Below are 12623 nucleotides of genomic sequence, written 5' to 3'. Positions count from 1 at the left end.
TCACGGGCAGCACACTGGGTTAATCGTCGAGGCGCTCTTCCAGCTGGCGCACTTCGTAGGTGAGCTTGTCGAGGAACTGCATGCGCCGCATCAGGCGCTCGGCCTGTTCACGTTGCGCTGCATCGTCCCAACAGGCTGCGAAGCTTTCGTTGAGCTCATCCTGGGCAACTTTCAGACGACGCTTGAAGACCGCGACACCCGCCACATCGGCTTCGTCCTGCAGGTCTTCGAGCTCTTCACGCCACTGCATCTGCTGCATCAGGAAGTCCGGGTCGTGCACGGTCACTTCCAGGGGCAACTCGCCACCGTTCATCGCGAGCAGGTAACGCGCGCGCTTCGGTGGGCTTTTGAGCGTCTGATAGGCTTCGTTGAGGCTGGCCGATTGCTCCAGCGCCAGGCGCTGCTCACGCTCGGAAGCGTCAGCGAAGCGGTCCGGATGCACCCCACGCGCCAATTCTCGGTAGCGCGTGGCAAGCTGCTCGAGGTCCAGCCGAAAACTCGGCTGCAGCTCGAATAAAGCGAAATGACAAGGAGTACCCACGAATAGCCTCAGATGTTGAAGCTTTCGCCGCAGCCACATTCACCGCGTACGTTGGGGTTGTTGAACTTGAAGCCTTCGTTCAACCCTTCCTTGACGAAATCGAGTTCGGTGCCGTCCAGGTAAGTCAGGCTTTTAGGGTCGATGATCACTTTCTCGCCGTGACTTTCGAACACCTGGTCCTCATCAACCACCTCGTCGACGAACTCCAGCACATAGGCAAGGCCGGAGCAGCCCGTGGTGCGAACACCCAGACGAATCCCCTCACCTTTACCGCGCCCATCCAGGGAGCGTCGCACGTGCCGCGCAGCCGCTTCTGTCATGCTGATAGCCATCGTTGACTCCTTACTCGTCGCCAAATGCTTAGATCAAGCCTTTCTTCTGCTTGTAGTCGCGAACGGCCGCCTTGATGGCGTCTTCTGCGAGCACGGAGCAGTGGATTTTCACTGGCGGCAGGGCCAGTTCTTCGGCCAGCTGGGTATTGCTGATAGTCACAGCCTCATCCAGGGTCTTGCCTTTCATCCATTCGGTCGCCAGGGAGCTGGAGGCGATGGCCGAACCGCAACCGTAAGTCTTGAACTTGGCGTCTTCGATAACGCCAGCGTCGTTGACCTTGATCTGCAGGCGCATCACATCGCCGCACGCCGGAGCGCCGACCATGCCGGTGCCGACATCAGGGTCTTCCGCGTCCATCTTGCCGACGTTGCGCGGGTTTTCGTAGTGGTCGATGACCTTTTCGCTGTAAGCCATGGTACTGAATCCTCACTCATCAGGGCCGCTCTGGAACCCTGTAGAAACGCCTGCGTTTTCCGCCACGTTCCTACAGAGCTTGGGTGGCGGCTTCTATAGTTAGTGTGCCGCCCACTCGATCTTGGAAATATCGACACCGTCTTTGTACATGTCCCACAGCGGCGACAGGACGCGCAGCTTGTTGACGGCTTCGCAAACCTTCTGCGCGGCGTAGTCGACTTGCTCTTCGGTGGTGAAGCGGCCGAACGTAAAGCGGATCGAGCTGTGTGCCAGTTCGTCGTTGCGGCCCAGGGCGCGCAGTACGTACGAAGGCTCAAGCGAAGCCGAGGTACAGGCCGAGCCGGACGAAACCGCCAGGTCCTTGAGCGCCATGATCAGCGACTCGCCTTCGACATAGTTGAAGCTCAAATTCAGGTTGTGCGGTACACGGGCAGTCATGCTGCCGTTGATGTACAGCTCTTCAAGGTTCTCGACCTGCTTGTAGAAGCGATCGCTCAGGGCCTTGATACGTACGTTTTCGGCAGCCATGTCTTCCTTGGCTACGCGGAAGGCTTCGCCCATGCCGACGATCTGGTGGGTCGCCAGGGTGCCCGAACGCATGCCGCGCTCGTGACCGCCGCCGTGCATGGTGGCTTCGATGCGCACGCGTGGCTTGCGGCTCACGTATAGTGCGCCGATGCCTTTGGGGCCATAGGTCTTGTGGGCCGAGAACGACATCAGGTCGACTTTCAGCTTGGACAGGTCGATATCGACCTTGCCGGTGGACTGAGCAGCGTCGACGTGCAGCAGGATGCCTTTGGAGCGAGTCAGCTCGCCGATGGCCGCGATGTCGTTGATGGTACCGATTTCGTTATTCACGTGGATCACGGAAACCAGGATGGTGTCTTCACGCAGCGCGGCTTCGATCATGGCCGGGGTGACGATACCGTCGGTGGTTGGCTCAAGGTAAGTGACCTCGAAACCTTCACGCTCCAGTTGGCGCATGGTGTCGAGGACAGCCTTGTGCTCAATCTTGGTGGTGATCAGGTGCTTGCCTTTGGTCGCGTAGAAATGCGCCGCGCCCTTGATAGCCAGGTTGTCGGACTCGGTGGCACCGGAGGTCCAGACGATTTCACGCGGATCTGCGCCAACCAGGTCGGCAACCTGGCGACGAGCGTTCTCGACCGCTTCCTCGGCTTTCCAGCCGAAAACGTGGGAACGGGAGGCCGGGTTGCCGAAGTTTCCGTCGACCAGCAGGCACTCGCTCATCTTTTGCGCGACACGCGGATCAACCGGGGTGGTCGCTGAGTAATCAAGGTAAATCGGCAATTTCATGGACTTTCTCCTAAATCAGGCTGGCTGGCGTGCCGTTAGCTCTTCGGCTGTCACTCGACGGCGGACGCTTCGATCTTGTCCAGACGCGGCGCCTTGGTATTGCAACGGCGCTGGTCCTGACGCTGGGCTACTTCTTGCACCTCACGGCGAGTCACAAGATCAGCCAAGCTGATACCACTCAAAAACTCATGGATCTGCAGGCTCAAGTCACACCACAAGTGGTGCGTCAGGCAGGTGTCGCCGGCGTGGCAGTCACCCAGGCCCTGGCACTTGGTCGCGTCGACGGATTCGTTGACCGCGTCGATCACCTGGGCCACCTGGATGCCCTGCATGTCGCGGGACAGCTGATAGCCGCCGCCCGGCCCACGCACACTGGAGACCAGATTGCTACGGCGCAACTTGGCGAACAGCTGCTCAAGGTAGGACAGGGAAATGCCTTGGCGCTCGGAGATATCGGCCAGGGACACCGGCCCAGTTTGCGCGTGCAAGGCCAAATCAAGCATGGCGGTCACCGCGTATCGGCCTTTTGTAGTCAGTCTCATGGACAAGTACCAAGGTGTTTCAGAATGGGAGCAAGTATGCGATTCCCGAGTATTTAAGTCAACTATAAGACCTAGTACTTTAGTCAGGATTACCCGTAAAAAGGGCGCGCGAATCATAGCAGGACGGGGCGAGGACGAACAGCGGCAGCGCGGCGATGGCTCGATATCGAGACCAATGGAGATCACATGTGGGAGGGGGCTACACCCCGATAGCGGTGGATCAGTCAATATATTGGGTGACTGACAGATGGCCATCGGGGGGGGGGGGGGGCAAGCCTCCCACATGGGCCTAGCAGCAAATGTGAGATCTCATCCAGCTTTGGTGGCGGGCTCACTCTTGATCTCGGCGAAGTCCTCTTCGCGCAGCTCAGGCAGGTCTTTCGCACAGTAGCTGCTGCCCAATTCCTTCAGCGCGCCGCACATACCGTCCAGCTTGCCGTCCACCGCTTGCAGGTGGTCAAGCAACTGGCCGATGGCGCGCGCGACAGGGTCGGGCATGTCTTCGCTGACACCGTAGGCATCGAAACCGATTTTTTCGGCCATGGCCTTGCGCTTGGCTTCCTGCTCATCGCCCACTTCCGGCTTGACGATGATCCGCCCCGGAATCCCCACTACAGTGGCGCCGGCCGGCACGGCCTTGGTCACCACGGCGTTGGAGCCGACTTTGGCGCCAGCGCCTACGGTGAACGGACCAAGCACCTTGGCGCCCGCACCCACCACCACACCATCCTCCAGCGTCGGGTGGCGCTTACCCTTGTTCCAGCTGGTGCCGCCCAATGTCACGCCCTGGTAGAGGGTCACGTCGTCACCAATCTCGGCAGTCTCGCCAATGACGATGCCCATACCGTGATCGATAAAGAAGCGACGTCCCACCTTGGCACCTGGGTGAATCTCGATCCCGGTCAACCAGCGGCCGAAGTTCGACACCAGCCGCGCCAACCATTTCCAGCCCATATTCCACAAGGCGCCGGACAGGCGATGGATCCAGATCGCGTGCATGCCCGGGTAGCAGGTCAGCACCTCAAAGGCGTTGCGCGCCGCCGGGTCACGATGGAAAACACTCTGGATATCTTCTCGCAAACGCTCGAACATTTTTAATCCTTCCGCTTAAGAAGCTCGCCACGGGCCGCTTTCTGGGTTTCCGTGAGGATGCCACGCAATATATTCATTTCCGCTCGACTGACCGAGCTGCGCCCGTACAGGCGGCGCAGGCGCGCCATCAAGTGCCGAGGTTTTTCCGGATCGAGGAATTCGATGGCCACCAGGGTTTGCTCCAGGTGCTCATAGAACCGCTCCAGCTCGTCCATGGTGGCCAGTTCGCCACTCTTGGTCGACGCCACTTCATCCTTCTCTACCTTGCTCGGCTGCCCTTCAGCGGCCAGCCAGGCCATGCGCACTTCGTAACTCAACACCTGCACCGCTGCCCCGAGGTTCAGCGAACTGAACCCAGGGTCTGATGGAATGTGCACGTGATAATGACATCGTTGCAGCTCTTCATTGGTGAGGCCGGAGTCTTCACGGCCGAATACCAGGGCGATTTCAGCACCGCCGGCCGCCTCTTCCACTACCTTGGTACCGCACTCACGCGGATCCAGCAGCGGCCAGGGGATGCGGCGGTCACGGGCGCTGGTGCCAAGCACCAGGTTGCAGCCGACCAAGGCGTCTTCCAGAGTGGCGACCACCTGGGCTTTTTCCAGGATGTCATTGGCGCCGGATGCGCGGGCATCGGCCTCGTGGTGCGGGAACACGCGCGGTTCGACCAGCACCAGGCGCGTCAGCCCCATGTTTTTCATGGCTCGCGCCACTCCGCCGATATTGCCGGGATGACTGGTATTGACCAAGACGACACGAATGTTCTGCAGCAAGGTAGGCGCTCTCGGACACGGGAAAGGGGAGCAAATCTTACAGAACAGCCTAAGGTTATGCCATGAAAGCTAACGTCGTCCTTCACCTGAAGAAAGTTTCTGCTAGAATGCTCGGCTTTCTTTAACAACCTTAGGTGACACATCCATGCAGCCCATGCTGAATATCGCGCTGCGCGCCGCCCGCAGCGCCAGTGAATTGATCTTCCGCTCCATCGAGCGCCTGGATACCATCAAGGTCGACGAAAAAGACGCCAAGGATTATGTGTCCGAGGTGGATCGCGCCGCTGAACAGAAGATCATCGACGCGCTGCGCAAGGCCTACCCTACCCACGGCATCCTCGGCGAGGAAACCGGCCTGCACAAAGGCAGCGGCGAAGGCGAAGACTACCTGTGGATCATCGACCCACTGGATGGCACCACCAACTTCCTGCGCGGCATCCCGCACTTTGCCGTCAGCATTGCCTGCAAATACCGTGGCCGCCTGGAACACGCTGTAGTACTCGATCCTGTTCGCCAGGAAGAATTCACCGCCAGCCGTGGCCGTGGTGCCCAGCTGAACGGTCGTCGCCTGCGCGTCAGCGGTCGCACCAGCCTGGACGGCGCCCTGCTGGGTACCGGCTTCCCGTTCCGTGACGACCAGATGGACAACCTGGAGAACTACCTGGGCATGTTCCGCGCCCTGGTTGGCCAGACTGCCGGCATCCGTCGTGCTGGCGCGGCCAGCCTGGACCTGGCCTATGTGGCTGCCGGTCGTTTTGATGCGTTCTGGGAGTCGGGCCTGTCCGAGTGGGACATGGCTGCAGGCGCCCTGCTGATCCAAGAGGCCGGCGGCCTGGTGAGCGACTTCACCGGCGGTCATGACTTCCTGGAAAAAGGCCACGTCGTTGCTGGCAACACCAAATGCTTCAAGGCAGTACTGACGGCGATCCAGCCGCACCTGCCGGCTTCGCTGAAGCGCTAAGCGAGCGAGCAAAAAAAAGCACCCTGTGGGGTGCTTTTTTTATGCCTGGGATTTGCTTGGTGTGAGCTTAAATACCAACACCACCACAAATCAAATACAAGAGAAGACTTACTGCTGGTTCTGGCCCAGGACGAGACGCCCTTCCTTGTCGACTGGAATCTGGCCGCCCGGATCACGATCCATGCGCACCGAACCTTCCTTGCCATCCAAGGTGTAACGCACGTCATAGCCAACGACCTTGTCACTGATGTCGTTGACGGTGTTACAGCGAGTCTGGGTGGTGGTATAGGTATCGCGGTTCTGCATGCCTTCCTGAACCTTGTTACCGGCGTAACCACCACCGACCGCACCGGCCACAGTGGCCAGCTTCTTGCCGTTACCGCCACCGACCTGGTTACCCAACAGGCCACCGGCCAGCGCACCAACCACCGTACCGACGATCTGATGTTGATCCTGCACCGGCTTCTGCCGGGTCACTGCGACGTCCTTGCAGACTTCGCGAGGTGTTTTAATCTGGGTTTTCACCGGCTGCACCGCCAGCACTTGCGCATACTCAGGGCCGCTTTTTACCAGGCTGTAGGTGGCAACAGCACCCCCGGCAGTTACACCGACAGCACCCAATACCGCACCAACCAGTAACGACTTGTTCACGTTGAACCTCCTGACCATCACAAACGGACCGAAAGATCCGCGCTATACCCAGCCTTGGAGCAAAAAAAAAGGCACGAGTTCAATACTCGTGCCCTTTTTGTAACAGCAGATCAACAAGCGCCCCTCAAGGACGGTCGTCGACCTCCTTGCCAGTGGCGGCAGGAGGGATCAGGTCTTCGCTGTTGAGGTTCAGCCAGATCAGCACCACGTTGGCGATGTAGATCGACGAGTAGGTGCCTGCCAGGACGCCGATGAACAGCGCCAGGGAGAAGCCCCACAGGTTGTCGCCACCGAAGATCATCAGCGCCGCGATCGCCAGCAAGGTGGAGATCGACGTCGCCATGGTCCGCAGCAGGGTCTGGGTGGTGGAGATGTTGATGTTCTCGATCAGCGACGCCTTGCGCAGTACGCGGAAGTTCTCGCGAACCCGGTCGAATACCACGATGGTGTCATTGAGGGAGTAACCAATGATCGCCAGCACGGCCGCCAGCACGGTCAGGTCGAAGGTGATCTGGAAGTACGCCAGGATACCCACGGTCACGATCACGTCGTGGATCAGCGACACAATGGCGCCGACACCGAACTTCCACTGAAAGCGGAAAGCCAGGTAGATCATGATACCGACCAGCGCCATCAGCACGCCGAGGCCGCCCTGGTCGCGCAGCTCTTCACCCACTTGCGGGCCCACGAACTCGACGCGCTTGACCGACGCAGGGTTGTCACCACCCACCTTCTGCAAGGCTTCGGCTACCTGGTGACCCAGTTGCGGGTCTTCGCCAGGCATGCGCACCAGCAGGTCGGTGGTCGCACCGAAGCTCTGCACGATGGCTTCGTGATAGCCGGCCTTGACCAGCTCACTGCGTACCAGGGTGACGTCGGCGGGCTTCTCGTAGGTCAGCTCGATGAGCGTACCGCCGGTGAAGTCCAGACCGTAGTTCAGGCCCTTATGGAACCAGCTGAACAACGCCAGAACGGTAAGGAGCAAGGTGACGCCGAACGCAATGTTGCGAACGCCCATGAAGTTGATTGTACGTAACATGGCAGCCCCTTAAATCCACAACTTCTTGAAGTCACGCCCGCCAAAGATCAGGTTGACCATTGCGCGGGTCACCATGATGGCCGTGAACATCGAGGTAAAGATACCGAGGGACATGGTTACCGCAAAACCTTTGACCGGGCCGGTGCCCATGGCAAAGAGAATCCCGCCAACCAGCAATGTGGTCAGGTTGGAGTCGAGAATCGCGGTAAATGCCCGGCCGAAGCCTTCGTTGATTGCACGCTGTACGGTCATGCCGGCGGCGATCTCTTCACGAATCCGCGAGAAGATCAGCACGTTGGCGTCTACCGCCATACCCATGGTGAGTACGATACCGGCGATACCTGGCAAGGTCAGCGTAGCGCCCAGCAGCGACATCAGGGCCAGCAGCATCACCATGTTGCCCGCCAGGGCCACGGTGGCAATGATGCCGAAGAAGCGGTAGATGGCGATGATGAACAGCGACACGAACAGCATGCCCCACAAGGCCGCGTCGATACCCTTGGTGATGTTGTCGGCACCCAGGCTCGGGCCGATGGTACGTTCTTCAGCGAAGTACATCGGCGCAGCCAGGCCACCGGCACGCAGCAACAGGGCCAGCTCCGAGGATTCGCCCTGGCCGTTCAGGCCGGTGATGCGGAATTGAGCACCCAGCGGCGACTGGATGGTCGCCAGGCTGATGATCTTCTTCTCTTCCTTGAAGGTCTGCACCGGTACGTCTTTCTCGACGCCGTTGACCATTTGCTTGGTGTAGGTGGTCACCGGGCGCTGCTCGATGAAGATCACCGCCATGCTGCGACCAACGTTGCTGCGCGTGGCGCGGCTCATCAGTTCGCCGCCGTGGCCATCCAGGCGGATGTTCACTTCAGGGGTACCGTGCTCGCCGAAACCGGCCTTGGCGTCGGTCACCTGGTCACCGGTGATGATCAAGCCACGCTCGATCAGCGCCGGAGGACGGTTGCCTTCACGGAACTCGAACTCTTCGGAAGTTGCACGGGAAGCACCCGGCTCAGCCGCAAGACGGAACTCCAGGTTGGCGGTTTTACCCAGGATACGCTTGGCTTCAGCGGTGTCCTGCACGCCCGGCAGCTCAACCACGATGCGGTTGGCGCCCTGACGCTGAACAATCGGCTCGGCCACACCCAGCTCGTTGACGCGGTTACGTACCGTGGTCAAGTTCTGCTTGATGGAGTATTCGCGGATTTCCGCGATTTTGGCCGGGCTCATCGCCAGACGCAGTACCGCCTGACCATTCAGGTCGGCCGGTACGATGTCGAAATCGTTGAAGTTCTTGCGGATCAGCGCACGGGCCTGTTCACGGGAGGCCTCGTCAGAGAAGCCCAGCTGGATGGCACCGTTGAGCTGCGGCAGGCTGCGATAACGCAGCTTCTCTTTACGCAGCAGGCTCTTCACGTCGCCTTCATAGACCTTCAGGCGTGCGTCGAGGGCTTTGTCCATGTCGACTTCCAGCAGGAAGTGCACACCACCGGACAAGTCCAGACCCAGCTTCATCGGGTGCGCGCCAATGCTGCGCAACCACTGTGGCGTGGTCTGTGCCAGGTTCAGGGCAACAACGTAATCGTCACCCATGGCCTTGCGTACGACATCTTTTGCCGGCAATTGGTCTTCTTGCTTGGTCAGGCGCAACAACCCGCCCTTCGCACCAGCTGCCAATGTTGCCGCTTTAACCTGGATACCCGCGTCGGCCAGCGCCTTGCTCGCGCGCTCCAAGTCAGCCTGGTTGACCTGCAGCGAAGTGCTGGCGCCAGTGATCTGGATCGCCGGGTCATCAGGGTAAAGATTGGGAGCGGAATAAATAAAACCGATCGCCAGCACCGCCAGGATCAGTACGTATTTCCACAGAGGGTATTTGTTCAGCATCACGCCGCCCGCTTATAACGCGGGGCGCCTTGCGCGCCCCGTCGATTGGTAAAGGTTGGAACTTAGATCGCTTTGAGCGTGCCTTTTGGCAGCGTGGCGGCGATGGCGCCCTTCTGGAACTTCATTTCCACGGTGTCGGAGACTTCCAGAACCACGAAAGCATCGGAAACCTTGGTGATCTTGCCCGCGATGCCGCCGGTGGTCACGACTTCGTCGCCTTTCTGCAGGCTGCCCAGCAGGTTCTTCTGCTCTTTGGCACGCTTGGCCTGTGGACGCCAGATCATCAGGTAGAAGATGACCAGGAAGCCCACCAGGAAAATCCACTCGAAACCACCGCCCATAGGGCCGGCAGCAGCAGGCGCAGCGGCGTCAGCCATGGCGTTAGAGATAAAAAAGCTCATTTAGCACTCCAGTTGCAAATAGTGAATCTTAGGGTCGGAAAACTCAGTCCAAGGGCGGCACAGGGAGCCCGCGCTTGGCATAGAAGGCATCGACGAAGGCGGCCAATGTACCCTGTTGAATAGCCTCGCGCAAACCAGCCATCAGGACTTGGTAGTGACGCAAATTGTGGATGGTATTCAACATGCTACCCAGCATTTCCCCGCATTTGTCCAGATGGTGCAGATAAGCACGGGAGAAGTTCTGGCAGGTGTAGCAATCACAGGTGGGATCCAGCGGCGAATCATCATGGCGATGGAACGCGTTACGGATCTTGAGCACGCCTGTATCGATGAACAGATGCCCATTGCGGGCATTACGGGTTGGCATCACGCAATCGAACATGTCCACACCGCGGCGCACACCCTCTACGAGATCTTCGGGTTTGCCAACGCCCATAAGGTAACGAGGTTTGTCAGCGGGCATCAGGCCTGGCAGGTAGTCCAGTACCTTGATCATCTCGTGCTTGGGTTCGCCCACCGACAAACCGCCGATGGCCAGGCCGTCAAAACCGATCTTGTCGAGGCCTTCCAGCGAGCGTTTGCGCAGGCTTTCATGCATGCCGCCCTGGACAATGCCAAACAGCGCCGCGGTGTTGTCGCCATGGGCATTCTTCGAACGCTGGGCCCAACGCAGGGACAGCTCCATGGAAATCCGCGCGACGTCCTCATCAGCCGGGTACGGTGTGCATTCGTCGAAAATCATCACGATGTCCGAGCCCAGGTCGCGTTGCACCTGCATGGACTCTTCCGGGCCCATGAATACCTTGGAACCGTCCACCGGCGAGGCGAAGGTCACGCCCTCCTCCTTGATCTTGCGCATGGCGCCCAGGCTGAACACCTGGAAACCACCCGAGTCCGTGAGGATCGGGCCATGCCACTTCATGAAGTCATGCAGGTCGCCATGCTTCTTGATCACTTCAGTGCCTGGACGCAGCCACAGGTGGAAGGTGTTACCGAGGATGATCTCGGCGCCGGTGGCGACGATGTCACGCGGCAGCATGCCTTTAACGGTGCCGTAGGTGCCCACGGGCATGAATGCCGGGGTCTCTACCGTACCGCGCGGAAACGTCAGGCGACCGCGACGGGCCTTGCCGTCGGTGGCGAGCAATTCAAACGACATACGACTCATAGTTGTTCCTCTGGGCCGCGCGGCGCCGGATTACGGGTGATAAACATCGCATCACCGTAGCTGAAAAAACGGTATCCATTGTCGATGGCTGCTTTGTACGCCGCCATTGTTTCGGGATAACCCGCGAAGGCCGACACCAGCATCAACAGCGTGGATTCCGGCAAATGGAAGTTGGTAACCAGGCAATCGACCACATGGAACGGCCGGCCTGGGTAAATAAAGATATCGGTGTCGCCACTGAACGGTTTGAGCACGCCATCACGCGCCGCGCTCTCAAGGGAGCGCACGCTGGTGGTACCCACCGCAACCACCCGCCCGCCGCGCGCCTTGCAAGCGTTAACCGCGTCCACGACGTCCTGGCTGACTTCCAGCCATTCGCTGTGCATATGGTGGTCTTCGATGTTATCCACACGCACCGGCTGAAACGTACCGGCCCCCACGTGCAGGGTCACATAGGCGGTCTCGACGCCCTTGGCGGCAATCGCATCCAGCAGCAGCTGGTCAAAATGCAGCCCGGCAGTCGGCGCGGCAACCGCACCGAGGCGCTGGGAATAGACCGTTTGATAGCGCTCACGGTCCGAGTCTTCGTCCGGGCGGTCGATATAAGGAGGCAACGGCATATGGCCGACACGCTCCAGCAACGGCAAAACCTCTTCGGCAAACCGGAGTTCGAACAGCGCATCACGACGCGCCACCATCTCGGCTTCACCGCCACCCTCGATGAGGATGCTCGAACCCGGTTTCGGCGACTTGCTGGAGCGTACATGGGCCAGCACACGATGGCTGTCCAACACCCGTTCCACCAGAATTTCCAGCTTGCCGCCGGATGCTTTCTGGCCAAACAGCCGTGCCGGGATGACCCGGGTATTGTTGAACACCATCAGATCGCCAGGACGCAAATGCTCAAGCAAATCAGTGAATTGACGGTGTGCGAGGGTGCCGCTGGCCCCGTCCAGGGTCAGCAGTCGACTGGCGCGACGCTCGGCCAAAGGGTGGCGAGCAATCAGCGAATCAGGGAGTTCAAAAGTAAAGTCAGCAACGCGCATGATGGGGTTCGTCTAGCAGGGCCGGGAAGTCTAGCGGAAATAGTGAAAATAGACCATGAAACGTGATTGACCAACGGTAATCTCATCTCTATACTTCGCCGCCATTGAGCCCTGATGGCGGAATTGGTAGACGCGGCGGATTCAAAATCCGTTTTCGAAAGGAGTGGGAGTTCGAGTCTCCCTCGGGGCACCATCTTAAAGAAAGACCTTGAATTTCAAGGTCTTTTTTTTCGTCTGCAGAAAAGCGCTCTGAGGCCGCGACAGCCTCCAGAGAGCGAGATAGTGCGAATCCCCCTCAACCCCCACCATAAAGTCCAACAGGCCCACTCACAGGCCTTGCGAGAACACTAAAACGACCCTTGGTTACCCCTGGCCCCACCCAAAGTACTGCTAGCACTTCGAGCGGAGATCCTGTTTCCTTTAATGGGCATGGACTTTAGCACTGAAGCCCCTCCCGAGGCGCCTCCTCG

14 protein-coding genes and 1 tRNA gene are annotated in these 12623 nt (G+C 59.4%); 2 read left to right on the top strand and 13 right to left on the bottom strand.

Annotated features, from left to right (window positions below; genetic code table 11):
• Window positions 1–19: 19 nt before the first annotated feature.
• The 7 genes from hscB to trmJ all read right to left on the bottom strand — a co-directional run bounded on the left by hscB (window position 20) and on the right by trmJ (window position 5009).
• Complete coding sequence (gene hscB, locus V3W40_RS23825) at window positions 20–541, bottom strand: co-chaperone HscB (protein ID WP_027605413.1); 522 nt, start codon at window positions 539–541, stop codon at window positions 20–22.
• An 8-nt stretch (window positions 542–549) separates the two neighbouring features.
• On the bottom strand, window positions 550–873 hold the full coding sequence (gene iscA / locus V3W40_RS23820; protein WP_024077295.1) for an iron-sulfur cluster assembly protein IscA: 324 nt from the start codon (window positions 871–873) through the stop codon (window positions 550–552).
• Window positions 874–901: 28 nt separating this feature from the next.
• Entirely contained in the window at window positions 902–1288 is a 387-nt protein-coding gene (iscU, locus tag V3W40_RS23815) for a Fe-S cluster assembly scaffold IscU (protein WP_028617851.1), read from the bottom strand.
• Between the two features lie 99 nt (window positions 1289–1387).
• Complete coding sequence (locus tag V3W40_RS23810; protein WP_017530022.1) at window positions 1388–2602, bottom strand: IscS subfamily cysteine desulfurase; 1215 nt, start codon at window positions 2600–2602, stop codon at window positions 1388–1390.
• 50 nt (window positions 2603–2652) lie between these two features.
• Complete coding sequence (gene iscR, locus V3W40_RS23805; RefSeq protein WP_003194020.1) at window positions 2653–3144, bottom strand: Fe-S cluster assembly transcriptional regulator IscR; 492 nt, start codon at window positions 3142–3144, stop codon at window positions 2653–2655.
• 309 nt (window positions 3145–3453) lie between these two features.
• Window positions 3454–4236, bottom strand: coding sequence for a serine O-acetyltransferase (gene cysE, locus V3W40_RS23800; protein WP_065924871.1), 783 nt, complete (start codon window positions 4234–4236; stop codon window positions 3454–3456).
• 2 nt (window positions 4237–4238) lie between these two features.
• The gene (gene trmJ, locus V3W40_RS23795) at window positions 4239–5009 is read right to left on the bottom strand and encodes a tRNA (cytosine(32)/uridine(32)-2'-O)-methyltransferase TrmJ (RefSeq protein WP_027605410.1); all 771 of its coding nucleotides are present in this window, start codon (window positions 5007–5009) and stop codon (window positions 4239–4241) included.
• Window positions 5010–5154: 145 nt separating this feature from the next.
• On the opposite strand from trmJ, the gene suhB reads away from it, so the two are divergent.
• Window positions 5155–5970: a type III secretion system regulator SuhB gene (gene suhB, locus V3W40_RS23790; protein ID WP_003175971.1), complete on the top strand. Its 816-nt coding sequence runs from the start codon at window positions 5155–5157 to the stop codon at window positions 5968–5970.
• Window positions 5971–6078: 108 nt separating this feature from the next.
• Here the strand turns inward: suhB and V3W40_RS23785 are convergent, their stop codons facing one another.
• The 6 genes from V3W40_RS23785 to queA form a co-directional block, all read right to left on the bottom strand.
• Window positions 6079–6621, bottom strand: coding sequence for a glycine zipper 2TM domain-containing protein (locus V3W40_RS23785; protein WP_015885750.1), 543 nt, complete (start codon window positions 6619–6621; stop codon window positions 6079–6081).
• Between the two features lie 124 nt (window positions 6622–6745).
• Entirely contained in the window at window positions 6746–7660 is a 915-nt protein-coding gene (secF, locus tag V3W40_RS23780) for a protein translocase subunit SecF (RefSeq protein ID WP_330215743.1), read from the bottom strand.
• Between the two features lie 9 nt (window positions 7661–7669).
• Window positions 7670–9538: a protein translocase subunit SecD gene (gene secD / locus V3W40_RS23775; protein ID WP_027605408.1), complete on the bottom strand. Its 1869-nt coding sequence runs from the start codon at window positions 9536–9538 to the stop codon at window positions 7670–7672.
• 62 nt (window positions 9539–9600) lie between these two features.
• Window positions 9601–9939: a preprotein translocase subunit YajC gene (gene yajC, locus V3W40_RS23770; RefSeq protein WP_003175975.1), complete on the bottom strand. Its 339-nt coding sequence runs from the start codon at window positions 9937–9939 to the stop codon at window positions 9601–9603.
• A gap of 43 nt (window positions 9940–9982) precedes the next feature.
• A complete protein-coding gene (tgt, locus tag V3W40_RS23765) occupies window positions 9983–11098 on the bottom strand; it encodes a tRNA guanosine(34) transglycosylase Tgt (protein ID WP_161985738.1) in 1116 nt (371 codons plus the stop codon).
• A 5-nt stretch (window positions 11099–11103) separates the two neighbouring features.
• Window positions 11104–12153, bottom strand: a complete 1050-nt coding sequence (gene queA / locus V3W40_RS23760) for a tRNA preQ1(34) S-adenosylmethionine ribosyltransferase-isomerase QueA (protein ID WP_330215742.1) — start codon at window positions 12151–12153, stop codon at window positions 11104–11106.
• A gap of 108 nt (window positions 12154–12261) precedes the next feature.
• On the opposite strand from queA, the gene V3W40_RS23755 reads away from it, so the two are divergent.
• Window positions 12262–12346 (top strand) — tRNA-Leu (locus V3W40_RS23755).
• The last annotated feature ends 277 nt before the right edge of the window (window positions 12347–12623 follow it).

The organism is Pseudomonas sp. AM8 (assembly GCF_036346475.1).
Classification (GTDB): Bacteria; Pseudomonadota; Gammaproteobacteria; order Pseudomonadales; family Pseudomonadaceae; genus Aquipseudomonas; species Aquipseudomonas marginalis.
This window is presented reverse-complemented; position numbering and strand designations above follow the sequence as displayed.

What these genes read in the sequence shown, in the direction of transcription:
- iscA (WP_024077295.1), bottom strand. Translation starts at nt 873, where the DNA reads ATGGCTATCAGCATGACAGAAGCGGCTGCGCGGCACGTGCGACGCTCC.
- iscU (WP_028617851.1), bottom strand. Translation starts at nt 1,288, where the DNA reads ATGGCTTACAGCGAAAAGGTCATCGACCACTACGAAAACCCGCGCAAC.
- V3W40_RS23810 (WP_017530022.1), bottom strand. Translation starts at nt 2,602, where the DNA reads ATGAAATTGCCGATTTACCTTGATTACTCAGCGACCACCCCGGTTGAT.
- iscR (WP_003194020.1), bottom strand. Translation starts at nt 3,144, where the DNA reads ATGAGACTGACTACAAAAGGCCGATACGCGGTGACCGCCATGCTTGAT.
- cysE (WP_065924871.1), bottom strand. Translation starts at nt 4,236, where the DNA reads ATGTTCGAGCGTTTGCGAGAAGATATCCAGAGTGTTTTCCATCGTGAC.
- suhB (WP_003175971.1), top strand. Translation starts at nt 5,155, where the DNA reads ATGCAGCCCATGCTGAATATCGCGCTGCGCGCCGCCCGCAGCGCCAGT.
- secF (WP_330215743.1), bottom strand. Translation starts at nt 7,660, where the DNA reads ATGTTACGTACAATCAACTTCATGGGCGTTCGCAACATTGCGTTCGGC.
- secD (WP_027605408.1), bottom strand. Translation starts at nt 9,538, where the DNA reads ATGCTGAACAAATACCCTCTGTGGAAATACGTACTGATCCTGGCGGTG.
- yajC (WP_003175975.1), bottom strand. Translation starts at nt 9,939, where the DNA reads ATGAGCTTTTTTATCTCTAACGCCATGGCTGACGCCGCTGCGCCTGCT.
- tgt (WP_161985738.1), bottom strand. Translation starts at nt 11,098, where the DNA reads ATGTCGTTTGAATTGCTCGCCACCGACGGCAAGGCCCGTCGCGGTCGC.
- queA (WP_330215742.1), bottom strand. Translation starts at nt 12,153, where the DNA reads ATGCGCGTTGCTGACTTTACTTTTGAACTCCCTGATTCGCTGATTGCT.